Source organism: Owariibacterium komagatae, from assembly GCF_045865535.1.
In the GTDB taxonomy this organism is placed as follows: Bacteria; Bacillota; Clostridia; order Oscillospirales; family Ruminococcaceae; genus Ruthenibacterium; species Ruthenibacterium komagatae.
Map to the genome: position 1 here is coordinate 1,976,332 of NZ_AP031406.1, position 22,775 is coordinate 1,999,106.

Consider the following 22,775-nt stretch of genomic DNA (forward strand, 5'->3'; position numbering starts at 1 on the left):
GTAAAAAGGGATGGGTGTTAAACTCCTCGATCTGGCGTGCAGTTCTATCCTTGTTCTATCCTCCGGTCATAATTCGGGGCAAAAACGGGAAGAACTCGGAAAACCCGGTGGGTTCAAATAAAAGCGAAAAACGGAAGCCAAAATCCGCAGTATACCGCAGCTTTTGGGCTTCCGTTGTGTACTTCCATCTTCGCTTAATTTCCACCAAAAGTCATAAGCGGGAAATGACTCGAAATCAGTTTGCAGGCAACTGCACGAGGGTTCGAATCCCTCCCGCTGCGCCAGAACAAAAGCACGGAGATCTTGAAAAGATCTCCGTGCTTTTTTGTGTACAGCCGCGCTTATTCCGCCAGCAGCAACAGCAGCTGCTCGGCCTCTTCTTTCATCACGTCTTCCTTGCGGGTCAGATAGCGGCACAGCGGCTGCAGAACCGCCCGCACCGGCGCGCCCTTTTGCCGGTTTTCCAGGGCGCACCGGGCCTGCACGCAGAAGTCCAGCGCCGTATCCAGCCAGCGCTGCACCTCTGTCCGATACGCGGCCGGCAGCGCCTGCAGCCGGCGGAAACAATCTTCCGATTCGCTCAGGTAGCTCTGCAGCCGGTCCAGCTCTTTCGCCTGGATCAGCCTTCCCGCCTCCGAATGAGGCCCCGGCGACGGCTGGTCCTGATAATGATAGCCCAGGCGCAGAAGATGCGACACATACAGAAACTCCTCCAGCCGGAGCCAGTCCGGCGCCAGCACTTCGCCCAGCAGCTCTTGAGCCGCCCGGCGTCGGCTGTCTTCCGGGTCATAGGCGCGGGCATTCCACAGATAGTCCGCATAGGCGATGGCCGCGAACTTGGAGCAGGCCGCCGACTCCATGGGGTTGATGATGACCCCCTGCGACCAGTCGCCCAGATCCCGGTCCCGGTTGCGGATGGGCGAAACGTGGAATTCGTCCTTCATCTCCATGTCGTTCACCGGGTAATTGTCCCAGTACAGGGGCTTGTGGTTTGTGTGCTGCGCAAAGAACCGCGCCTGCGCAGACGTGATCTGCGCCGAGCAGATCCGCTCGCCCGTAAACATCAGCAGGCACTCCTGAGGAATGCCGCAGCCGAAACGGCGAATGTAATCCTCGTCCCCCGCGCCGTGGTACTGGGTGGGGCACACCCACAGCGTCGCCTGGGCATCCATCTGCCGCAGCGCCTGCCACACCCCGTTCACCAGGTCGATGTGCGCGCTGACCAGGTCCGGGTACTTCCGGCGGTCCGACTCGTGCTCGATGCGCTCGCCGATGTCGTCCAGCAGCAGGCCGAACCGGTGCACGCCCAGCCGGGACACCTGGCGGTACTTTTCCAGCACAAGGGCCCGCTCCCGCGCGGAGGAGTACTCAATGTCCAGCCCCGGCGCCAGCAGATAGACGAAGTCCACCTGCTGTTCCGCGCAGATATCCCGCATCCGGCACAGCTCCTGCAGTTTCTCCTCCGGATAGGGCTCGCGCCATTTCTCCCGGTGATAGGGGTCGTCCTTGGGTCCGTACAGATAGGTGTTCAGCCCGTGCGCCGCCAGTGTGCCGATCACATCCGCGCGCTGTTCCATGGTCCAGGGCTTTCCGTAAAACCCCTCGATGACGCCCCGGATACGGAACGACGGCCGGGCCCGGTACAGCCCGGCGCGCACGCCCCCCTCTTCCAGAACGCACCGCAAAGCGTTCCAGGCGAAGGCCCTGGCCCGGGGCGTATCCGCGTAAAGCGTGACCGCCTGCGGGCCAAACCGGATGGCAAAGCCATCGCCGCCTTCCCCGGCCGCCACCGTCACAGGCACCGCACACCCGTCACAGAGAACGCCGCCTTTTCCGTCCGACGTAAAAACAGCCGTTCCGCTTTGTTCCATCTGCGAAAAGATCAAATGCAGCTGATCCATGGCAAGCCCCCCTTACAGCGCCTTTACTTTTTGTGCGTACGCGCGGCAGTACACCTGGTTGACCATGTCGCCGCCGTCGGTGTTGCTGGAGGCAAAGACCCGGGGCTCTTTGCCCATTTTCTGCAGGCAGGTGGCCGTCTCCGCCACCAGGGCCTCCAGCAGCGCACAGCCCACCACCGTGGACGTGGGCGAGGTTTTGCGCCCGCCGTCCAGTTCCATGCAGGCGTCCCCCGGCTCGCCGCCGTTGTCCAGCACCCAGTCCGCCAGTTCATACAGGCGTTTTCCCAGCGGGTTGCGGGGCGTGCGGCTGCGGGAATGGGCCAGCGAGGTCAGCGCGATCACCCGGACGCCCCGGGCGCGGCACTCCGCCGCCATCTCCACCGAGACCGCGTTGCCGCCGGAGTTGGAGGCAATGACCATCACGTCGCCCTCCCGGATGGGCAGAGACTCCATCAAAATATGCGCGTAGCCGCTCATCCGCTCCAGCGCCGTGCTTTTGGCCGCGCCGCTGTGCAGCATCAGCCCTTCTTCCAGAACGGGATACACGTCTACCAGACCGCCCGCGCGGTAAAAAAGCTCCTCAGCGAACATGTGCGAATGCCCGGTCCCGAAGGCGTACAGCATGCCGCCCTGGGCAATGCTCTCCGCCACGCAGGCCGCGGCGGCGCGCACCGTCTCCGCCTGGGCCCGGGCACGCTCCATCAGAACGTGCAGCGTGTCGAAATACATCTCTGTTTTACCCATTCTCGTCCTCCCATTTCACATCCCAGTCTTTTTCGGCCATCAGCAGCGCCCCGTAGGCGGCGTTGTACCGCGGCCGCAAAATCTTCGCCTCCGGCAGGCTGCGCCGGAACGCCTGTTCCAGCTCCCCGCGCACCAGCTCCGATTTTTCAAACACACTTCCGCACAGGGCAAACACCCGCTCCCCTTCGGGCAGCCGGCGCGCCACCGCCCGGGCCGCCGCCGCGGCCTCTTCCACGGCTCCGCGCACGATCTGCAGGGCCACTGCGTCCTGCGCCGCTGTCTGCACCACCGGCTTCGCCAGTGAGGCAATCTGCGTGACCGACCCGTTCTGATTGTACAGCACATCCACCACGTCGTAGGCAGTGCGCGCGTTCAGCGCTTCGAACAGCGCCGCGCGCAGCATCGTCCGGGGGCCGCTGCCGTCCCAGTCGGCCAGGGCGGCCCGCAGGCCCGCAACGCCCAGCGAATAACCCGAACAGCCGCCGTCGGTGCGGTAGCCCCATCCGCCGGCACGCACCTGCCGGCCCTGCGCATCGATGCCCAGCGCAATGGAGCCTGTTCCCGCGATCAGCACCCCGCCCGACCGGCTGCCGTGCGCGCCCACCAGCGCGCCCAGCCCGTCGCTGCAGACCATGATCTTTCCGGTGCAGCCCTCCTGTTCAAAGGCGGCGCGGCACACCGGAACGTCCGCCGGCGTATCCACGCCCGCACCGGCAAAGCACACCCGCTCAAACTCTCCGGCGGCCGGACCGCCCGCGCGCCGCAGCTGCTCGAACAGGTCCGCCACAGACTGCCGCAGATCGCCCGCGCTGTGCTGGTTGCTGGCGCCGGTGCACACCTGCCAGCGCACCTGCCCGTCGCCGCTGCTCACATACGCCAGCGTCTTCGTTCCGCCGCCGTCCACTCCCAGGTACCACTTCATTGCGTCACCACCCGTAGTTTGTGCTGTCCCAGGGCTGTGTGACCAGCTCCTGCCTGGCATAGATCAGCGTGTGGTTCGGCACATCCTGCGTCAGGATGGTGCCCGCACCCACCACCGAATACACGCCGATCCTCTTGCCGGGCGACAGGATCGCATTCACCCCGGTGCGACAGAAATCGCCTACGTAGACCGCCGCCGAATCGTAGGACGGCACCTCTTTGCGCCCGTTGATCCGGTACACGCACTCGCCGTCGTCAAACCGCAGCGACCCGCAGACCGTCCCCGCGCCGAAATCCGTATTTTCGCCCACCATGCCGTAGATCTCCATGTAGTGGTACAGGTAGACGTTGCGGAACAGAACGCCGGTGAGCTCCGCGCCGTGGCCGATCACGCACCGGTCGCCCACCACAGAGCCGTCGGAAACATAGCAGCCGTTGACCAGGCGGCAGTCATTGCCGATTACGCAGTTTTCCCGCACGATGGCGCCGTTGTCCAGCACCGTGTTGTCTCCGATCACGCAGTTGCCCTCGATGACCACGTTCCGGCCGATGCGGCTGCCCCGCCCCAGGCGCACCTTTCCCGCGATGCTGGCGGTGGGGTCGATGTACGCGGTGGGGTCCACACAGCTCTGCTCCAGCTCTGTGCAAATTTTGCGGGCGCAGGCCCGGTTGGCACGCAGCAGGTGCCAGGGCTTGTCCAGATCGAACCCGCCGCACTCCACCGCGGGCAGAGGCCCCTTTTGCAGCAGCACGCTTTCCAGGTGTTTTTCCCGGGGCGGCATCATGCCCACTTCCACATCCGGGAAAAAGGAGGGGCAGCATGCCAGCAGCGGAAAGACGCTCTCATCCAGCCGGAACGCCGCCAGCCGGCGGCAGTCCCCTTCCCGGGGATGCCCCACGATGCGCACGATCTGCCCGTCCTGCACCCGGGCGCAGATGTGGTCACCGGTCCGGTCCCCGTCCAAAGGGCTGACCAGAGCTGCCCAGGGCGCTTCGCACTGCGCCAGGCGGCGCACGTCTTCGCCGGAGAGCAGCACATCCCCGTAGACCGCCAGAAACGTTCCCTTTGCCCACTGCTGCGCGTGCAGCAGCGTCTGCGCCGTTCCCTCGGTGGCTCCCACGTCCAGCACCTGCACCCGTTCCTCGTCCCGCAGGCAACCGGCCAGGTCTGAGGCAAAGGGCCCCGCCAGAAACAGGATCTCGTCCACGCCGCCTTCCCGCAGTGCCCGCACCAAATGGCGCGCCACCGGCTGGTTTGCCACCGGCAGCATGGCCTTGCAGCGAACCTCCGCATACGGCCACATGCGCCGGCCGCTTCCCGCCGCCAATACAACCGCTTTCATAAAACCCTCCATTTGGGAAAAAGGTGCACCTAAAAAAGCGCACCTTTTCCTCATCTGTTTACTTGTACTCGCCCAGATACGCGCGGGTGCCCTCCACCATGGTGTCGAACAGCTCGCGGGAATCCTTCAGGCTCAGATTCATCCGGTTTTCATTGATGAACACCCGGTACGCCATCTCCAGGTCGCGCGCCATGGCGGCTTTCACAATGGCGTTCTGCACATTCGCATGGCGGTTGACCATTCCGTTCAGCTCCGGCGGCAGCTGGCCCGCATAGATGGGCGACACGCTGTCCCGACGAATCAGGGCGTTGGTCTCCACCACGCATCCCAGAGGAATGCCGCTGACCTGCCCCTGGTTGCGCACGTTCACGTTGGTGATCAGGTCCTCCAGGCCGCACAGGGCGCGGATGATCTTCACGCCATCCTCGCCGGTGGGCTTGACCTCGAACTCTTTTTCGCCGCTGACCAGCATCCGGCTTTCTTCCTTCTTCTTGCGCAGCTGGAACTCCTTGCGCCAGGACACCGGCGTCAGCGAGTATTTCCACTGCTTGACGGTCTCGGGGTCCTTCATGTACCAGTCGCCGGGCACAAACTCGGCCAGGTGACGGTCGCCCGCAGCGGCGATCAGGCCGAAGCGGTTGAACAGGTCAAACTTCACGCGGTTGGAGCATTCAAAATAGCTGTTCAGCCAGTTGTCCTCGCCGGCGGGGTTGAAGCCGCTTTCGGCATATTCGCTGGCCAGCCGGGCATATGCCGGGAACAGGTCGTCTCCGTTGACCGAGGCGTAGTTCAGCCAGGTGAAATGGTTGATGCCGATGACGCTGACCTCGATGTCTTCGCGGCGCAGCGTGTCCGGATAGCCCAGATATTTTTTCGCCGCCTCCACCAGCAGCTTCTCGGTGCCGAACACCTCGTGGCAGCAGCCGATGACCTTGATGTCGGGGAACACTTCGTACAGCGTCTTCACGCAGATGGTCATGGGGTTGGTGTAGTTGATGACCCAGGCGCGGGGGGCGTAGTCCCGGATGGCGCGGCCGATCACCTCATACATGGGCACGGTGCGCAGCGCGCGGATCAGGCCGCCCGGTCCGATGGTGTCGCCCACGCTCTGGTAAATGCCGTATTTTTCCGGGGCGTGCACGTCGTATTCCATCTCGTCGAAGGTGCCGGGCAGGATGGACAGCACCACGAAATCGGCGCCGGTCAGCGCTTTTTCCAGGGAATCCACCGCCTCGAACTGCCAGCGGTCCTTGTACTCTTCCCGGGAGAACAGCTTGTTGCCGATGATCTCGTTGGCTTTTGCGGCGTCGAAGTCAATGTCGTACAGATAAATTTTACCGCTGATGCTCTTTTCCAGCGCGAAGTCGCTCATCAGGCCCCAGGCCCAGCCGCGGGAGCCGCCGCCGATGTATGCGATATGAATTCCGTTCGCTTGATTGTTGCTTACTTTCATCATAAACCCTTCTTATTTTAAAAATCAAAAACTTAGCCTTTCAAACCCGCCGTGGTGGTGCCTTCCACCAGATATTTCTGGCCCACAAAGTACACGATGATGGGCGGGATCATGCTGACCACGGACATGGCCATGATCTGGTTCCAGTTGACCGCGCTCTGCGCGTCCAGCGACATTTTCAGCGCCAGCGAAATGGGGTACAGCTTCACGCTGTTGATGTACAGCAACTGGTTCAAAAAGTCGTTCCACAGCCACATGAACTGGAAGATGCCCGCGGAGAACAGCGCCGGCGCGCACAGCGGGGCGATGATCTTCGTCAGCGTCTGCCACACGTTGCAGCCGTCGATGTACGCCGCCTCGTCCAGATCGCGGGGAATGCCGCGCATGAACTGGATCATCATGTAAATGAAAAACGATTTTGTGGCGAACATGGCCGGGATCCAGAACGGGAAGTAGGAGTTCAGCCAGCCCAGTTCGTTGAACAGCATGTAACGGGGGATCATCAGTGTGGTCTCCGGCAGCATCAGCGTGGCGATCATGATCGCGAACAGGATCTTTTTAAACACAAAGTTGAACCGCGCGAAGCCGTAGGCCGCCAGCGTGCTGGAGATCAGCGTAAAGATCACCGAGGGAACCACGATGATGAACGTGTTTTTATAAAAGGTGGTAAAGGTGTACTGACCGCTGCCCTTCCAGCCCTCGACGAAAGCGTCCAGCGAAAAGTTGTCGGGGATCAGCGACATGCTGTTGAAGATCTCGGTGTTCTCTTTGAAGGACGCCGACACGATCCATGCAAGCGGATACAGCATGACCACCGTCATCGCGCACAGCACCAGAAACCGGACCCACTGTGAGCTTTTATGGAATTTGAATGTTTTCTTCATCATGCATCACCGCCATCACTGTAAAATACCCAAGAGGAAGACGTCCTCAAAATCACCAGCGTCACAATCAGGATCACAACAAACAGCACCCAGGACAGCGCGGAAGCGTAGCCCATGCGGCCGTGCATGAACGCATCCTGATACAGCAGCAGACAGAACAGGTTGGTGGAGTTCATGGGGCCGCCCTTTGTGATGATGCTGACCGACGTAAACTCCTGAAATGCGTTGATGATCTGCATGACGATGTTGAACAGCAGAACCGGCGTGATCATCGGGATGGTGATGTTGAAAAAGGCGCCCACGCGGGTGATTCCGTCAATGGAAGCCGCTTCGTACAAATCGTTGGGAACCTGTTTCAGCGCCGCCAGGAACAAAATCATGGAGGAGCCGAACTGCCACACGGACAGCAGGCTGACCGTGAGCAGGGCATACCTCTCGTCGTTCAAAAAGCCGATGGGGCCGATTCCGAACAGGCTCAGGAAATGGTTTACCACGCCGTCTTCCACGAACAGAAAGCGCCACAGCACGGCCACGGCCACGCTGCCGCCCAGAATGGACGGAATGTAGTACGCGGTTCTGAAAAACGACAGGCCGCGGATGGGCTTGTTCAAAAGCATGGCGATGAACAGCGCAAACATCAGTTTGCAGGGCACCGCAATGATGACGTAGACAATGGTCACCAGCAGGCTCTGGATGGCCTTGCTGTCCTGAAGGATGTTGATGTAGTTGGTCAGTCCGATAAAATTGCTGGTGGTGCCGCCGTTGAAGTCGGTCAGAGAATACAGGAACGACTGCACGAACGGATACAGCTGAAACCAGACAAACCCGATCAGCCAGGGCAGAATGAACAGCAGGCCCATCTGCTGGCGGTCGATTTTAAATTTTTTCTTTTTCTCCACTTTGCCGGGCATTCATTACACCTCTTACGAAAACAATGCGGGGGGCGGTGTTTTCCTTGCCCCCGCCCCCCTTGCTTTGAAACTTATTCCAGTGTTCCCAGAATTCTTGTGTACTCTTCCATCAGGTGCTTTGCCGCTTCCTGCGGGGTCATTTTGCCGTAGCCCATGGCCTCCAGGGTCTGCTCGCCGGCAACTTTGATCTCCGTGTTGGAAGTGTAGGCGCTCTCCGGCTTAAACGCGTTGGGGACCGCCGCGTCCACCGCTTCCTGCAGCATCGGGTTCAGCTGGCCGTCGTCCGCCAGGATCTGACGGGCCGCTGCGGACGCAGGCACGCCGCGCGTGGTGCCCAGTGCTTTCACACCGTCGGGATCGCTCATCATGAACTGCACGAAATCCAGCGCCACGTCCTGGTGAGCGGAATTCTTGCTGACGCCGAACAGCTGAGACGGACGGACCAGCAGGCCGCTGGCCTTGGCGTCTTCCATCGTCGGGCACTGCACAACAACCAGTTCGGACGGGGTGGTGCTCTGCCAGCCGTCAAAGGCACTGACGAACTCGATGGCGCCGCCCACACGGCCCTCGGTCCACTTGGGGTTCAGCGTGTCGCTGGTGTTGTACTCGATGATCTCTTTCATCGGGGGCAGCACGTTGTTGTCGATCAGGTCCAGAATGAACTGATAGCCGGCCGCCAGCTCATCCTCGGTAAAGCCGAAATTCTTCTCGCTGTCGATCCATTCCTTGCCGGTCAGCTGGATGACATATTTTTTCAGGATGTATTCCACGTTGATCAAGTCGCCGCGCAGCAAAAATCCCTCGGGGTCTTTTTCCTTCAGCTTTTTGCCGATCTCGATCAGGTCGTTCCAGGTGTAGTCGTCACGGATCTCGACGCCCAGTTCGTCAAACATATCCTTGTTGACCATGAACACCTCGGCGTTCAGGCCCGTGGGTACGCCCAGCACCGTGCCGTCCACCGTGCAGTTGTCCTGCATAAACGTCTCGTCAAACTGAGACAGGTCCACGATGTCCTGCTCAGCCATGTTCACAAAATAGTCGCCCTTGTTGGCCAGGTCGTAGATCCACATGGCGTCCAGCTGCATGATGTCCGGCTCGTTGCCGCCGCCCAGCTGCGCGATCAGCTTCTCATAAAAGCCGGTGTATCCGCCGTACTCGCCCTCAATCTTTACGTTGGGGTGCAGTTCCTGGTATTTTTCGATGGCAGCCAGCGTCGCCTCATGACGAAGGTTGTCACCCCACCAGGAAAAACGCAGCGTGACCTGCTCATCCCCGGATGTGCCCGTGGCGGAACCGGAGGTCTCCGTCTCATCCGCGCCGCCCGGCATGCCTGTGCAGGCGCTCATACTCACAGCCAAAACTGCCGCCATCGCCAAAGATAACAGCTTGCGGAACTTTTTCATTGTTTTCCACCTTCCATGTTCATTCATCGTTTCTCGGACATGTCCCTGTGGTCTTTATTGTAACAACCGCAGGCTCTAAAGTCTTTGCTTTTCTTGCGTTTCACTCGCGTTTATTGTCTTTTCTTGCGTTCTTTGCAGCGCCGTTGTGCACATTTTCCCTATTTTTTGTTTGAAAAACAGATGATTTCTGTACGATTGGTCGCACAAAACTCTTCTTTTTCTGCTTTTGGTCCGGTCAAATCTGCAACATCTGAAAAAATCATTTTAAAAATGCTAAAAAACCTCTGGCGGAACCGATGGGTTCGCCCCGGCGCAGCTTTTCCGCCACCGCCCGCTGCAAAGACGTGCGCTGCTCCAGCTCCTCCGGCTTCTTTTTGCCGCCGAACAGCCAGAAGTAAAACGATTCGTCCGCCGGGTCCACATCGTACAGCTCATACGCCCGTGCAAACGTCCGGATCGCCGAGGATGCCGGCAGGCACTGGGCCAGCATGGGCGAAAGCAGCCAGCTGTCGCAGCACCAGAGCACCGGCCGTCCCGCCGGGCAAAAGGCCGCCTCGTATTTTTCCCAGAAGGCCGCCGCCTGCCGGTAGGATTCGCGCAGGCTCTGCTCCGTCAAAGGCCGGTCGCCGGGGATATGCACCGACAAAACCGCCTGGCCCGGCTGCACGCCCCAGGGCCGGCACGCGCCCTCTTCCACGATCACATATTCAAACTCCAGCGTTCCCAGCCGGAACAGGCGGCCGCACATCTGCCGCCACGCCCATTGCTCCCGGTCAAACAGCGGCCGGCCCGTGCGCTGGCGCATCTCCTGTACGAACCGGGCAAGGCAGGCGGCCGTGTCCCAGAAAATCTCGTCCGCCACGCCGATCTGCGCCCATTTTTCACGGGCAAGGCAGGCGGCCCCTAAAAAGAGCGTCAGCTTGGCAGCGCCGCCCGGGTCCTGCACAAACCGCTCGCTGATCCGCTGCGCCGCATCACGGGCGGTTTCCGGTTCCGTCAGCCGGGCGCACAGGCGCACCGTTTCCTCGTTCAGCACATTTTGCGCGCATTCGGCCACCGCGCCGCACACATCCGGCCCCAGCCCGATGCCTGCCGCCACCGCGCCGATTTCGGTGCGCATCTGCAAAAGATCCATCCAATCATCCTTTCCGCAGCATTCTCGCCGACAGATAGTTTAACAGAAACCGCCGTTTTTCTCATCCTGTTTTTTGCGTTTCTTTTTTGGAAATTGTGTTTTCTTGACATTCCCGAAAGAACTGACTATAAATAAGAACAGATCCGTCTTTCGGATCAACGGTACAGGAGGGATCGCCTTGGAAGAGAGCCTCATCTATGTGGACCATATGGAGTTCCGGCAGACCAGCAACATGTTTCAGGTCCATACACACTTCCAGTACGAATTGTATTTTCAGCTGATCGGCAGCCGCATTTACTGCTTCGATCAGGAAAAGTTCACCCTGCATCAGGGCGACGTGATTTTGATCCCGCCGGAAGTGCGTCACCGCACCATCTCCAGCGAGGAAATTTATTCCGAGCGGCTGCTGGTCAACTGGGATTTTGCCTTTCTTCAGTCGCTGGGCAGCCGGCTGGCACAGCTTCATCTGTTTCAGTCGAAAGCGCCCTATCTGCGGTTCTCTTTGTGCGGCGAGCAGCGCGCCGCGCTGCGCAAGCTGCTGTTCACCCTTTTGGAAGAGTACAAAAACCAGTCGCCCACTTCGCTTCTGCACATGGAAACACTGCTGGCCGAGTCGCTTCTGCTGCTGGAATCGGTCTATCGCAACAGCCGCAACCCGGCCACCTCGGATCATCACCAGCTGGTTTCCAGCGTGTGTGAATACATTCAGAACCATTATGTGGAAAACATCACCCTGGCCTCGCTGGCCAAAGTGTTTTACGTCAACGAATACACGCTGTCGCGCAACTTCAACCGCATCACCCGGCTGTCCATTCCCCAGTACACCAATCTGGTGCGCCTGTCCAACGCCAAGGAAATGCTGAGCAGCCCCGAAAAGTGCTCGCTGCTGCAGATCGCACTGCAAAGCGGCTTCAACAGCGCCTCCCACTTTGACAAAATCTTCCGAAGCGTGGAACACATGTCGCCGCGGGAATACCGCAATCTGATTTTTAAATAGCCTCCGATTGACAGCGCTTCGGGAAAGGTGCTATTCTGTTACTAAATAAAGTTTATTAAGTAAGTTCGCAGGCCCCTCATCCGTGGGCCTGCGGCAAAAACACCGGGGCAATTCCCGAAGACATGGGAGGGCAAACCATGAACTATTATCTTTCGGTGGACGGCGGCGGCACCAAAACGGATTTTCTGCTGGAAAGCGAGGACCGGTCCGTCTCCGTCCGGCTTCAAAGCGGCGCGGCCAGCATCAAGTCCGTGGGCGAGGACGCTGTGCGCCAGAACATTTCCGCGGGGTTGAACGCCCTGTGGCAGCGGGCGGGCATCCGGCTGGAACAGGTGCGTCATGCGGTGTTCGGCATGTCCGGCTGCGACTGCGCCCAGGACGAGGCGCGCCTGCACAAACTGCTGCAAAGCCTGGGCTGGAAACCGGAGCAATACACCCTGTGCAACGACGCGGTGCTGGGCTTCTACGCCGCGGCGGACCCTCCCGGCCTGGTGCTGATCGCGGGCACCGGCTCCATCGTCCTGGGGGTGGACGCCCGGGGTGCCGTCACCCGCAGCGGCGGCTGGGGCTACGGCTTCAGCGACCAGGGCAGCGGCTACTGGCTGGGCTGCCGCGCGCTGGAACAGGCGCTGCTGTACTGCGACGGATGCGGCCCTTACGCCCCCTGGTTTGAAGAGGTGGCCCGGGCGCTGAACACGCCGCTGGACCAGCTGCCGCAGACAGCCACCGCGCTGGAAGGGTGCGACGAGGTCGCCTCGCTGGCGGCCCTTGTGCTGAACTGGCCCGAAGCGGAACCCCTGCGGGAAGAAATTCTGACCCAGGGCGCGGCGCATCTGGCCCGGCTGATCCGGGCCGGCCATCAAAAGCTGCACCTTGCGCCGGACGCCCCGTTCCGGCTGGTGTTCGCGGGCGGATGCCTGCGCAACCCGGCCTATGCCGCCCGGGTGGAAAACAACCTGCCGGAACCGATGCGGGCTGCCCGGGTGCACGGCAACGGCAGCGCGCCCGTGTTCGGCGGAATGCGGCTGGCGCGGAAAGCCGGCATTTGATCTGTTTTTTACAGCCGTGGGTCTGCGGGCCCCGGCTGTTTTTTTGTGCCCCCGCCTCTTTCCGCAGCGATTGACAGGCGGATACGTGCATGTTATGCTTAATTAATAAAGAAAGTTTATTAAGAAAGAAGGCGTTGCTCGTGGAACCTGTTGGCAAGCCGCAAACCCTTCGGCTGATGAACATGGACGCGGTGGAGGCGCTGCTGCGCACCCGCGGCCCCCTGACCAAACCGGAGCTGAGCCGGCTGACCGGCCTGTCGCTGGTGACGGTGGGCAAAGCCGTAGACGAACTGGTGGCCCAAGGGCGCGTGCTTCCGGCGGGGCCGGGCGGGCCCACGGGCGGAAGGACCGCCCATCTGTACGCATTCAACCGCCGCCAGTTCTGTTTTCTGGCGCTGTATTATTATGAGCGGCGCTACACCTGCGCTTTGGCGGACGCGGCGGGCGAAATTTTCTGCTGGGAGGACGTGGACATCGGCGCCGGACCCATTGTGGACGAGACGCTGGACTGCATCCGGCGGATGCGCGCCCGGGCGGAAAACATGCCCCTGGCCGCGGTGGGCGTGGGCGTGCCCGGCGTGGTCAGCGGCGGGGTGGTGACCAGCATTCCCGCGCTGCCCGCTTTGGAAGGGGTGGAATTCGGCGCGGTGCTGGAGCAGGCGCTGGACTGCCCCGTGTGGGTGGAAAACGACATCGGGCTGGCCGCCTGGGGGCTGTACGCGGACCGCTTTGCGGGCGAGACCGACCACCTGGCCTATCTCTATTTCGGCAACGGCGTGGGCAGCGGACTGGTGCTGAACGGCCGCCGCTTCAAGGGCTCCACGGATTTTGCGGGCGAAGTGGGCAGCCTGCCCGCGGGGGACACCACGCTGGAGCAGGCCTTTCTGGCGGCCCGGGCCGCCCGGGACCGGGAGCAGATCTGCGGTCTTGTGCGCACCGCGGTGACCAGCCTGACCTGCGTTTTGAACCCCGGCATTGTGGCGGTGAAATGCGACTGCCTGAGCCCGGCGGACATGCAGCGCATGGAACAGCAGTTGACCGTTCCCGCCGGGCACCGGCCCCGGCTGGTTCTGTTGGGGGACGTGCGGCGGCAGGGCCTGCAGGGCGTTCTGCGCCTGTGCATGGAAAACGCCGGAACCGCCGCGGGGATATGAGGAAAGGAGTCCGCGCCATGAAACAAATCACCAAAACGGAAAAATGGACCTATACCGGCAGTCTGCTGGGGCAGAACATGATCTACAGCTTTGTGGCCATGTATGTGATGTTCTTCTTCACAGACCTTTTGCGCATTCCGCCCCAGAGCGTGACGGTCATTATGGTGACCGCCAGCCTTTGGGACGCGGTGAACGACATTCTGATGGGTATGATCGCGGACCGCACCAAGACCCGGTGGGGAAAATTCCGCCCCTACCTGCTGGCGGGCCCCTTTGTCATCGCCCTTGCCACGGTGCTGTGCTTCTGGAACTTCGGCGGGTCGGCCGCGGGCACGGTGGCGGTGGCCGCGGTGTGCTATGTGCTGTGGGGCATGTCCTACACGGTGTATGACATTCCCATCTGGGCCATCTCCTCGGTCTCGTCCCACAACGCCGATGAAAAGAACGGCATGGTGACCCTGGGCAAGATCGGCGGCACCCTGGGCACGGTGATCGTGTCTGTGGGCAGCGTGTCCCTGCTGAACGCCTTCGGCGGCGAGCGCAGCGCCGGCGCCTACACGGCGGCCGCCTGCGTGATCGCGGGGGTGGGCGCGCTGCTGATGCTGCTCAGCGGCTTTGTGCTGAAAGAGCGCATTGAACCGCCCGCCAAGGGCATTCCCTTCCGGCGCAACATTCACACCATTCTGGACAACGGCCCCCTGAAAGCGCTGATGGTCTCGCTGCTGGTGGTCAACATGGTCAACAACATCCGCCAGGTGGCGCAGATGTATTTCGCCGTGTATGTGTGGGGCGACTCCGGCTATGTGACCTGGATCGGCCTGAGCCTGGTGCTGGGCATGATCTTCGGCATGGCCATCTCCCCGGCGCTGATCCGCCGGTTTGACAAAAAGTACATCTTTCTGGCCGCCTGCGCCGCGGGCGCCGTCTCCAGCTTCCTGCCCTTTGCCGTGGGCGGCGGCCCTGTGCCCGGCCTGATCCTGCTGGGCATCAGCTTCGCGTTCACCGGCATGACCACCATCAGCAGCACCTCCATGCTGATGGACTGCATCGACTTTGCCGAACTGAAGCTGGGCTTCCGGGGTGAGGGCGTGGTGTTTTCCATGAACACCTTCCTGAACAAGCTCAGCTCCACCATCTCCAAAGGCGTGCTGGGCCTGGCGCTGACCGCCATGCACTACGTGGACAACATGGACCCCAACCCCACCGTGGTCACCGGCTTCAGCCTGATCGTGTACGTGGTGCCCGCCGTGTGCTTTTTGCTGGCCATGATTCCCCTTGTGTTCTACCGGCTGAAGCCGGCTCAGATCGAAGATATCCGCACCGAACTTGAAACCCGCCGCAGCGCGGAGAAATGAGGGATACAAATGGATCTTTCCGCTTTTTTGACACCGCCCGAAATCCTGACCGCACAGCGCGCGCTGTGCATCCAGCCCCACCCGGACGACAACGAGATCGGCATGGGCGGCACCATCGCCGCGCTGGCCGCCCGGGGCTGTGAAATCCACTATCTGACCGTGACCAACGGCGATCTGGGCGCCCAGGGCGCTCCCATCGAGCCGGCACAGCTGGCCGCTTTGCGCCGGGACGAGGCCGTGGCCGCCGGCAAGGCGCTGGGCGCCGCCCAGTTCCACTTTTTCGATTTGCCGGACGGCTCGCTGGAGAGCATTCCCGCACTGGCCGGCCGCATTGCCGAGCTGGTGCGCACCATCCGGCCCAATGTCCTCTTCTGCCCGGACCCCTGGGCTGCCTATGAGGCTCATCAGGACCATGTGGTCACCGGAAAAGCCGCGGCCCAGGCCTTCATCTCCACGGCGCTGGCCCAGTATCCCCGGGGCACCCGCACCCAGCCCTGGCAGCCGGAAGCCATCGGCTTCTATTTCACCCAGAACCCCAACACCGTGGTGGACGTGACCGACACCTTTGAACAGAAATTCGCCGCCATGGCCCTGCACCGCACCCAGCTGAACGACGAGCTTCTGGCCATGTACCGGGCGTACTTCACCCTGCAGAGCCAGCAGCGCGCCGCAGGCCGCGGCTTTGCACTGGGCGAAGGGCTGAAAGTGCTGAGCCCGCTGCACCTTCACTGCTTTGTGGAGGCGCCCCAAATTTAAAAAATGCTGAAAAAGCAGGCCTTTGGCCGGGGTTCCGTAAGAAAACGACGCCGGGCAGGGGCCCCTTTTGCGCGGCTGCATCGTCAAACCGCCTTGACAACCACAAAGGGTGCCTTCGGCGTTTCTCCTTGCATCCGCATCAAAAGGGACGCCTTCCCGGTGCAAGCAGTTGCGCCCCAAAATTTTGAGAGAAAGAGCAAAAGAGCGGTCCTGCAAGCAAATTGCTTGCAGGACCGCTCTTTGCATTTCATGCGTCAAAATTCCGGGGCTTCACCGCCGTTTTCTTATGTCACCCCGGCTTTCGCCTGCTTTTTTTGTTGCATTTTTCCCGGAAACAGGGTACAATGAAGCTGTAAATATAACAACTGTTATTTTTAAGGAGACCGCCATGCCCCGAGCGCGCATTTCAAAACAGGATATTCTCAAGGCCGCGGCCCGGGTGATCCACCAGCGGGGCGAACATGCGCTGTCCGTGCGCAGCATCGCCGCGGAGCTGGGCTGTTCCACGCAGCCGCTGTACTCCCAGTTCGGCAGCCAGGAGCAGCTGCAGCAGGCGCTGGTGGAATACATTCGGGACACCTACCTGCAGTTCCACTGCACCAGCTACAAGGAGTTCGGCCAGAATTTTCTGGCCTTCGCCCAGCGGGAGAGCGAGCTGTTCCGCTTTTTGTATCTGCGGCGGCGCGCCCCCGGCGAGCGGCTTCTGGACGACGCCAACTTTGACAAAACGGTGGAGCTGCTGGCCCGCAACCTGGAGATGAGCCCCCGGCAGGCCACGGAGATGCACCTGCAAATGCAATACCATTGTTACGGACTGGGGGTGATGATCGCCACCGGTTACCGCGCCATGAGCGACGAGGAGATCAGCGACGATCTGCGGGAGTTTTACTCCATCATGCTGCGTCACTACAAACAGGCCGCCAGTGAAGAGGAGCTGCAATACTGGATGGCCCGTTCGCGAAATCTGATTCTGTGAGGAGGTTCTTATGGAAAAACACACTGTAAAACCCTACGACGTAGTGGTCATCGGCGCCGGAAACGGCGGTCTGGCCGCTGCCATCCGCGTGCTGCAGGGCGGGTATTCCTGCCTGGTTCTGGAGCAGCACAACCTGCCCGGCGGCTTTGCCACCAGCTTCAAGCGGGGCCGGTTCGAATTTGAGGCCAGCCTGCACGAGCTGAACGACTTCGGCTCGCCCGACCAGCCCGGCGACATCCGCACCCTGTTCCGGGACCTGGGCGTAGAGGACAAAATCGACTGGATCCGCATTCCCGAAGCCTATCATCTGATCACCACCGACAAGCAGTACGACTGCGAGATGCCCTTCGGCATTGAGGCGTTCATCGACAAAATGGAGCAGTACGTGCCCGGCTCCCGCAAGTCCATGACGGAGTTCTTCGAGCTGTGCAACGAGGTGCGGGACGCCCAGACCTACTCCAACTCGGTCAACGGCAACACCGATTCCTCTTATATGAAAGAGCACTTCCCCAATTTCATCAAGGCGGGCAGCTACTCGGTCAATGAAGTGCTGGACGCGCTGCACATGCCCAAAAAGGCGCAGGACATTCTGAACGCCTACTGGTGCTATCTGGGCGTGGACTGCGACCGCATGAGTTTTCTGCACTACGGCTCCATGGTGATCCGCTACATCACCCGGGACGCCTGGATGCCGAAAATGCGCTCTCACGAGATCAGCCTGGCGCTGGACACCCGCATCCGGGAACTGGGCGGCGACATCTGGTACCTGTCCCCGGCGGAGAAGATCCTCACCGACGACGAAAACCGCATCCGCGCCGTGCGCCTTTCCGACGGCACCGAGATCCCCACCCGCCACGTGATCGCCAACTGCTCGCCCCATCTGGTGTTCGGCAAAATGCTGGAAGAAAAATCCGTCACCGAGCAGATGGTGCGCGCCACCAACGCCCGCACCTTCGCGGGCCGCGGCTTCACGCTGTTCCTGGGCCTGAACAAATCGGCCGAAGAACTGGGCATCAAGAGCCACAACTATTTTATTTACGACACCGCCGATTCCGTGAAGCAGTACGACATGATGCGCAAGGTGGACACCAACCACGTGCAGGCCACCGTGTGCCTGAACAACGCCTATCCCGGCTGCTCGCCCGAAGGCACCTGCATGATGTACTTCACCACCATGTTCATGTCCGACGACTGGGGCAACGTGTCCGAGACCGATTACTTCAAGGCCAAGGACCGGGTGGCCGACGACATGATCCGCGTGTTCGAGCGCGAGACCGGCTGCGCCATCCGGGACGCCATCGAGGAGATCGCTGTGGCATCCCCCACCACCTACGCCCGTTACTGCGGCCATCCCCAGGGCGTGATCTACGGCTATGAGACTGCCGACTGGGACAGCCTGATGCCCCGCATGATGATGATGAAGGAAGATGCCCAGCTGTTCCCGGGCCTGCGGTTCGCGGGCGGGTACGCCATGCGTTCCAGCGGGTACTCCAGCGCCTACGTGTCCGGCGATCTGTCCGGCCGGCAGACCGTGGGCGATTTGAAACGGGAGGTGCGATAAGATGAAATTCAAAAAACAACTGTTCGGATTCCAGGATATGCTGCGCTTTAAAAAGCTGGTGCCCAACCGGCGCGCGGCGCTGGCGGCCGGGCCCGACACCCCGCTGCCCAAAAGCTACCGCACCAATGAACTGGCCCACCGCCTGCACCCGGGCTACATGGAAGTGGAGCTGACCGCCGTGCGGCCTTTGAGCGCCAACATGACCGAGCTGACCTTCCGCCGGGTGGACGAAACGGCGTTCCCCTTCTTCCGGGCGGGGCAGTACGTGTCCCTGCAGGCCGAGGTGGACGGCAGTCTGGTCAGCCGGCCCTACTCCATCGCCTCCAGCCCCCGGGACGCACTGGCAGGCAAGCTGGTGCTGGGCATCGAGCGCGCGGGCTTCTTCTCCGAATATCTGTGCACCCGCGCCAAACCCGGCGACCGGATGCGCATGACCGAGCCCTCGGGCGAGTTCCACTACGAGACCCTGCGGGACAAACACCGCATTGTGGGCATCGCCGGCGGCAGCGGCATCACCCCGCTTCTGTCCATGGCCCGCAGCATGGCCGAAGGCGATGAAGACTACGAGATGACCCTGTTCTACGGCGCCCGGGACACCCGGCACCTGGCCTATTCCGCCGAGCTGGCGGACCTGGCCGTGAAGGGCCTGCGGGTGGTGCAGGTGCTCAGCGACGAGGAAAAAGACGGCTACGAGCACGGCTTTATCAGCGCACAGCTGATGGAAAAGTACGTGGATCTGACCGACGTCACCTTCTTTTTGTGCGGGCCCCAGGCCATGTACAACTTTGTGCTGAAAGAACTGGAGCCCTATCACCTTCCCCTGAAGGCGGTGCACAAGGACGCCACCTGCTGCGGCGCCCTGGATCTGGAAGCGCCCCGCACCTTCCGGCTGACCGTGCACATGCGCGATGCGGTGCACACCGTGGACGCCCGGGAGGACGAGACTCTGCTGACGGCCATGGAGCGCGCCGGACTGGACGCCCCCAACAAATGCCGCGCGGGCGGCTGCGGCTTCTGCCACAGCAAATGGCTGAAGGGTGAATTCCGCATTGCGGACGGACGGGACGGCCGCCGGGAGGCGGACCGGAAGTTCGGGTTCATTCACCCCTGCGTCACCTATCCGCTGAGCGATCTGGAGATCGACGTACCGGTGGCGGAATAAAGAGGAGGAGTTTCGATGGAGCAACAATACGAGGCACTGTTCACCCCCTGGAAAATCGGCAACGTAGAGATCAAAAACCGCATTGTGATGTGCCCCATGGGCGGCACGTCCCTGTTCGGCTGGATGGAGCCCAACCACTTTGACAAGGTGGCGGCGGAATTCTTTCTGGAGCGGGCCAACAACGACGTGGGCCTGATCATCCCGGGCATCGCGCCTTTGCGGGACACCATCGGCGGCCGCTGGCTGTACCAGAACCCCCGCATGTTCCGCCAGCTGAAACCCTACATGGACACCTTCCACAAAACCGGGGCCAAGCTGTTCGTGCAGCTGACCGCGGGCTTCGGCCGCAGCTTCGCCATCACCGAGGCGCTGTCCGTGCTGCTGCGCAACAAGGCGCTGGGCACGCTGGCCAAACCCATTGTGGACGCGTCCTACATCTGTGCGTCCCCCAGCCCCCTGCCCTCCCGCTGGGCCGAGGACGTGATGTGCCGCCAGGTGACCAGAGAAGAGATCCATCAGATGGTGGAGGCCTTTGCCAAAACGGCCAAGCTGTGCAAAGAAGCCGGTGTGGACGGCGTGGAAGTGCACGCCGTCCACGAAGGCTACCTGATGGACCAGTTCACCCTGCCGTACACCAACTTCCGCACCGACGAGTACGGCGGCAGCTTTGAAAACCGGTACCGCTTTGCGGTGGAGACCGTGCAGGCCATCAAAGCCGCCTGCGGCAAGGACTTCCCGGTGTCCCTGCGGTATTCCGTGGTCAGCAAGACCAAGGGCCTGTGCAGCGGCGCGGTGCCCGGCGAGGAGTACACCGAAGTGGGCCGCGACATGGCCGAAAGCGAAAAGGCCGCCCGCTATCTGCAGGAGGCCGGCTATGACATGCTCAACGCGGACAACGGCACCTACGACGCCTGGTACTGGGCGCATCCGCCCCAGTACATGCCCCAGAACTGCAACCTGGACGACGTGGCCCACATCCGCAAATTTGTGGACATTCCGGTGGTGTGCGCCGGCCGCATGACCCCCGAGGCCGCGGCCGAGGCCATCGCGGACGGCCGCATCGACGCCATGGGCGTGGCCCGGCAGTTCCTGGTGGACGGCCAGTGGGTGCGCAAGCTGCGCGAGGGCCGCACCCAGGACATTCAGCCCTGCATCTGCTGCCACAACGCCTGCTTCCCCCTGGCCCACTACAAGGGCGTGGCCAACGACGAGACCTTTGAGGACGCCAGCCACATGGCCCGCTGCGCGCTGAACCCTGCCACCATGCAGGGGCACAAGTTCGACATTGTGCCCGCGCGCACCCCCAAGAAGATCGCGGTCATCGGCGGCGGCATCGGCGGCATGGAAGCCGCCCGCATCGCCACGCTGCGGGGCCACCACGTGACCATTTACGAAAAGAGCCATCAGCTGGGCGGTGTGTTCGTGGCGGCCGCCGCGCCCGACTTCAAGGAGAAGGACAAAGAGCTGATCGCCTGGTACCGCCGCCAGATCGAAGCGCTGAAGATCCCCGTGGTCTACGGAACGGAGATCACCGACGCCTCGGCGCTGGACGCGGACGAGATCATTGTGGCCACCGGCGCCAAGGCCAGGACTCTGCCCCTCAAGGGCGGCGAGCGCGCCATGGACGCGGTGGACTACCTGCTGGGCAAAGAGACCGGCGAGCAGGTGCTCATCATCGGCGGCGGCCTCAGCGGCTGCGAGATCGCCTATGACCTGTTCCGCAAGGGCAAAAAGCCCGTGATCGTAGAGGCCAAAAACGATTTGATGGCCGTGCGCGGCCTGTGCCTGGCCAACTCCTCCTATCTGCGGGACTTCTTCCAGTATCAGAAGGTGCCCGTGTATCTGGAGAGCACCGTGGCGGAGATCCGGGAGAAAGACGCGGTCATCCGCGGCAAGGACGGCACCCTGACCACGGTCCCCGCGGACAGCGTCATCCTGTCGGTGGGCTATACCCCCGCCCCGGCCCTTCCCGCCGGCCGGCACGTGCACGTGATCGGCGACGCGTGCAAGGTGGGCAACCTGCGCACGGTGGTGTGGCAGGCCTGGAGCGTAGCCGAAAAGCTGTAACCATTTCCAAGGCCCCGTGACCCGGGGCCTTTTTTCTCCGGAAAGGAAGAGACCCATGAACAAGAGCTTTGAGCAGGCGGCCGCCGCGCTGGGGCCGCAGAAAACCGCGCAGCTGGCCCGGCTGATCTGGGAGCGCCGGCCCCTTCCGGCCAACCTGACCGAGGACGAGAAGATCTTCTGTCTGGGCCTGAGCCTGTACGAAGAATACGAAGACCGGGACGCCATCCGCGCCTGGCTGAACGAGGAGTGAATCCCCATGCGCTATGAACGCATCCGACCCGGGCGGTTTCTGGACCGGCCCAACCGGTTCATTGCCCACGTGGAAGTGGACGGCACCGTGCAGGTGTGCCATGTGAAAAACACCGGCCGCTGCAAAGAGCTGCTGCGCCCCGGGGCCACGGTCTACGTGGAGGGGGCGGCGCCCGGCAGCGCGCGCAAAACGCAGTTCGACCTGGTGGCTGTGGAAAAAGGGCCGCTGCTCATCAATCTGGACAGCCAGGCCCCCAACCGGGCCGCCGGGGAATTTCTGCGGGCCGGGGGTCTGTTCGGCCCGCCGGCACTGGTGCGCCCCGAGACGAAATGGGGCACCTCCCGCTTTGACTTTTACGTGGAGGCCGGCGGCCAGAAGATCTTTGTGGAAGTGAAGGGCGTCACGCTGGAGCGGGACGGGCTGGCCCTGTTCCCCGACGCGCCCACCCAGCGGGGCGTCCGGCATCTGGAAGAGCTTGCCGCCTGCCTGCAGCAGGGGTACCGGGCGGCCGCGCTGTTTGTGATCCAGATGAAGGGCGTGCGCGCCTTTGCCCCCAATGAAGAGACCCACCCCGCCTTTGCCGCGGCCCTGCGCAGCGCCCGGGACGCGGGCGTGGCGCTGTACGCCATGGACTGCCGCGTGCAGCCCGATTGCATGGAGCTGGACGCGCCCGTTCCCATTCTTTTGTGACAAAAAACGCCTTTTCTCTGGCCTATGGGACAAAAGCGTGCTACAATAGAAGTCCTACCGGTT

At 61.9% G+C, this 22,775-nt stretch carries 20 protein-coding genes; 11 read left to right on the forward strand and 9 right to left on the reverse strand.

The features are described 5' to 3' along the window. Window positions 1-341 precede the first annotated feature (341 nt). From ACKTS9_RS09820 to ACKTS9_RS09860, 9 genes are all read right to left on the reverse strand, one after another. Window positions 342-1,901: a protein O-GlcNAcase gene (locus ACKTS9_RS09820; protein ID WP_407880485.1), complete on the reverse strand. Its 1,560-nt coding sequence runs from the start codon at window positions 1,899-1,901 to the stop codon at window positions 342-344. A 12-nt stretch (window positions 1,902-1,913) separates the two neighbouring features. After that, the gene (locus ACKTS9_RS09825; protein WP_407880487.1) at window positions 1,914-2,645 is read right to left on the reverse strand and encodes a sugar isomerase domain-containing protein; all 732 of its coding nucleotides are present in this window, start codon (window positions 2,643-2,645) and stop codon (window positions 1,914-1,916) included. Beyond that, window positions 2,638-3,567: an N-acetylglucosamine kinase gene (locus ACKTS9_RS09830; RefSeq protein WP_407880489.1), complete on the reverse strand. Its 930-nt coding sequence runs from the start codon at window positions 3,565-3,567 to the stop codon at window positions 2,638-2,640. Before ACKTS9_RS09830 ends, ACKTS9_RS09825 begins: the two co-directional genes overlap by 8 nt. A 4-nt stretch (window positions 3,568-3,571) precedes the next feature. Continuing rightward, window positions 3,572-4,909 carry an NTP transferase domain-containing protein gene (locus ACKTS9_RS09835; protein ID WP_407880491.1) on the reverse strand — a complete coding sequence of 446 codons (1,338 nt, stop codon included), beginning with the start codon at window positions 4,907-4,909 and terminating at the stop codon, window positions 3,572-3,574. 58 nt (window positions 4,910-4,967) lie between these two features. Next, window positions 4,968-6,365, reverse strand: coding sequence for an alpha-glucosidase/alpha-galactosidase (locus tag ACKTS9_RS09840; protein WP_407880493.1), 1,398 nt, complete (start codon window positions 6,363-6,365; stop codon window positions 4,968-4,970). 29 nt (window positions 6,366-6,394) lie between these two features. Beyond that, entirely contained in the window at window positions 6,395-7,249 is an 855-nt protein-coding gene (locus ACKTS9_RS09845) for a carbohydrate ABC transporter permease (RefSeq protein WP_407880495.1), read from the reverse strand. Continuing rightward, window positions 7,246-8,157 (reverse strand): carbohydrate ABC transporter permease, encoded by a 912-nt coding sequence (locus ACKTS9_RS09850; RefSeq protein ID WP_407880497.1) that lies wholly within the window; start codon window positions 8,155-8,157, stop codon window positions 7,246-7,248. Before ACKTS9_RS09850 ends, ACKTS9_RS09845 begins: the two co-directional genes overlap by 4 nt. Before the next feature lie 71 nt (window positions 8,158-8,228). Further along, on the reverse strand, window positions 8,229-9,560 hold the full coding sequence (locus ACKTS9_RS09855) for an ABC transporter substrate-binding protein (protein ID WP_407880499.1): 1,332 nt from the start codon (window positions 9,558-9,560) through the stop codon (window positions 8,229-8,231). 259 nt (window positions 9,561-9,819) lie between these two features. Continuing rightward, a complete protein-coding gene (locus ACKTS9_RS09860; RefSeq protein ID WP_407880501.1) occupies window positions 9,820-10,695 on the reverse strand; it encodes an acyltransferase domain-containing protein in 876 nt (291 codons plus the stop codon). 178 nt (window positions 10,696-10,873) lie between these two features. On the opposite strand from ACKTS9_RS09860, the gene ACKTS9_RS09865 reads away from it, so the two are divergent. The 11 genes from ACKTS9_RS09865 to sfsA all read left to right on the forward strand — a co-directional run bounded on the left by ACKTS9_RS09865 (window position 10,874) and on the right by sfsA (window position 22,712). Next, entirely contained in the window at window positions 10,874-11,692 is an 819-nt protein-coding gene (locus tag ACKTS9_RS09865; protein WP_407880503.1) for a helix-turn-helix transcriptional regulator, read from the forward strand. A gap of 137 nt (window positions 11,693-11,829) precedes the next feature. After that, window positions 11,830-12,741 (forward strand): N-acetylglucosamine kinase, encoded by a 912-nt coding sequence (locus ACKTS9_RS09870; protein ID WP_407880505.1) that lies wholly within the window; start codon window positions 11,830-11,832, stop codon window positions 12,739-12,741. Window positions 12,742-12,881: 140 nt separating this feature from the next. Further along, window positions 12,882-13,895 carry an ROK family protein gene (locus ACKTS9_RS09875; protein WP_407880507.1) on the forward strand — a complete coding sequence of 338 codons (1,014 nt, stop codon included), beginning with the start codon at window positions 12,882-12,884 and terminating at the stop codon, window positions 13,893-13,895. 17 nt (window positions 13,896-13,912) lie between these two features. Then, window positions 13,913-15,250 carry an MFS transporter gene (locus tag ACKTS9_RS09880; RefSeq protein WP_407880510.1) on the forward strand — a complete coding sequence of 446 codons (1,338 nt, stop codon included), beginning with the start codon at window positions 13,913-13,915 and terminating at the stop codon, window positions 15,248-15,250. Window positions 15,251-15,259: 9 nt separating this feature from the next. Beyond that, the gene (locus ACKTS9_RS09885; RefSeq protein ID WP_349215392.1) at window positions 15,260-16,006 is read left to right on the forward strand and encodes a PIG-L deacetylase family protein; all 747 of its coding nucleotides are present in this window, start codon (window positions 15,260-15,262) and stop codon (window positions 16,004-16,006) included. Between the two features lie 388 nt (window positions 16,007-16,394). Beyond that, window positions 16,395-16,982, forward strand: coding sequence for a TetR/AcrR family transcriptional regulator (locus ACKTS9_RS09890; protein WP_349215418.1), 588 nt, complete (start codon window positions 16,395-16,397; stop codon window positions 16,980-16,982). A 10-nt stretch (window positions 16,983-16,992) separates the two neighbouring features. Then, window positions 16,993-18,543 carry a phytoene desaturase family protein gene (locus tag ACKTS9_RS09895; protein ID WP_349215419.1) on the forward strand — a complete coding sequence of 517 codons (1,551 nt, stop codon included), beginning with the start codon at window positions 16,993-16,995 and terminating at the stop codon, window positions 18,541-18,543. Window position 18,544: 1 nt separating this feature from the next. After that, on the forward strand, window positions 18,545-19,705 hold the full coding sequence (locus ACKTS9_RS09900) for a 2Fe-2S iron-sulfur cluster-binding protein (RefSeq protein WP_407880514.1): 1,161 nt from the start codon (window positions 18,545-18,547) through the stop codon (window positions 19,703-19,705). A 15-nt stretch (window positions 19,706-19,720) separates the two neighbouring features. Further along, a complete protein-coding gene (locus ACKTS9_RS09905) occupies window positions 19,721-21,772 on the forward strand; it encodes an FAD-dependent oxidoreductase (RefSeq protein WP_407880516.1) in 2,052 nt (683 codons plus the stop codon). A 55-nt stretch (window positions 21,773-21,827) separates the two neighbouring features. After that, a complete protein-coding gene (locus ACKTS9_RS09910) occupies window positions 21,828-22,022 on the forward strand; it encodes a hypothetical protein (RefSeq protein ID WP_349215422.1) in 195 nt (64 codons plus the stop codon). A gap of 6 nt (window positions 22,023-22,028) precedes the next feature. Further along, window positions 22,029-22,712 carry a DNA/RNA nuclease SfsA gene (gene sfsA / locus ACKTS9_RS09915; protein ID WP_407880519.1) on the forward strand — a complete coding sequence of 228 codons (684 nt, stop codon included), beginning with the start codon at window positions 22,029-22,031 and terminating at the stop codon, window positions 22,710-22,712. Window positions 22,713-22,775: the final 63 nt, after the last annotated feature.

Bases quoted from the DNA above. Each gene is read 5' to 3' on its own strand.
- ACKTS9_RS09895 (WP_349215419.1), top strand. From the start codon at position 16,993: ATGGAAAAACACACTGTAAAACCCTACGACGTAGTGGTCATCGGCGCC.
- ACKTS9_RS09910 (WP_349215422.1), top strand. From the start codon at position 21,828: ATGAACAAGAGCTTTGAGCAGGCGGCCGCCGCGCTGGGGCCGCAGAAA.
- ACKTS9_RS09850 (WP_407880497.1), bottom strand. From the start codon at position 8,157: ATGCCCGGCAAAGTGGAGAAAAAGAAAAAATTTAAAATCGACCGCCAG.
- ACKTS9_RS09840 (WP_407880493.1), bottom strand. From the start codon at position 6,365: ATGATGAAAGTAAGCAACAATCAAGCGAACGGAATTCATATCGCATAC.
- ACKTS9_RS09885 (WP_349215392.1), top strand. From the start codon at position 15,260: ATGGATCTTTCCGCTTTTTTGACACCGCCCGAAATCCTGACCGCACAG.
- ACKTS9_RS09860 (WP_407880501.1), bottom strand. From the start codon at position 10,695: ATGGATCTTTTGCAGATGCGCACCGAAATCGGCGCGGTGGCGGCAGGC.
- ACKTS9_RS09890 (WP_349215418.1), top strand. From the start codon at position 16,395: ATGCCCCGAGCGCGCATTTCAAAACAGGATATTCTCAAGGCCGCGGCC.
- ACKTS9_RS09880 (WP_407880510.1), top strand. From the start codon at position 13,913: ATGAAACAAATCACCAAAACGGAAAAATGGACCTATACCGGCAGTCTG.
- ACKTS9_RS09855 (WP_407880499.1), bottom strand. From the start codon at position 9,560: ATGAAAAAGTTCCGCAAGCTGTTATCTTTGGCGATGGCGGCAGTTTTG.
- ACKTS9_RS09830 (WP_407880489.1), bottom strand. From the start codon at position 3,567: ATGAAGTGGTACCTGGGAGTGGACGGCGGCGGAACGAAGACGCTGGCG.
- ACKTS9_RS09870 (WP_407880505.1), top strand. From the start codon at position 11,830: ATGAACTATTATCTTTCGGTGGACGGCGGCGGCACCAAAACGGATTTT.
- ACKTS9_RS09905 (WP_407880516.1), top strand. From the start codon at position 19,721: ATGGAGCAACAATACGAGGCACTGTTCACCCCCTGGAAAATCGGCAAC.
- ACKTS9_RS09825 (WP_407880487.1), bottom strand. From the start codon at position 2,645: ATGGGTAAAACAGAGATGTATTTCGACACGCTGCACGTTCTGATGGAG.
- sfsA (WP_407880519.1), top strand. From the start codon at position 22,029: ATGCGCTATGAACGCATCCGACCCGGGCGGTTTCTGGACCGGCCCAAC.
- ACKTS9_RS09835 (WP_407880491.1), bottom strand. From the start codon at position 4,909: ATGAAAGCGGTTGTATTGGCGGCGGGAAGCGGCCGGCGCATGTGGCCG.
- ACKTS9_RS09900 (WP_407880514.1), top strand. From the start codon at position 18,545: ATGAAATTCAAAAAACAACTGTTCGGATTCCAGGATATGCTGCGCTTT.
- ACKTS9_RS09845 (WP_407880495.1), bottom strand. From the start codon at position 7,249: ATGATGAAGAAAACATTCAAATTCCATAAAAGCTCACAGTGGGTCCGG.
- ACKTS9_RS09820 (WP_407880485.1), bottom strand. From the start codon at position 1,901: ATGGATCAGCTGCATTTGATCTTTTCGCAGATGGAACAAAGCGGAACG.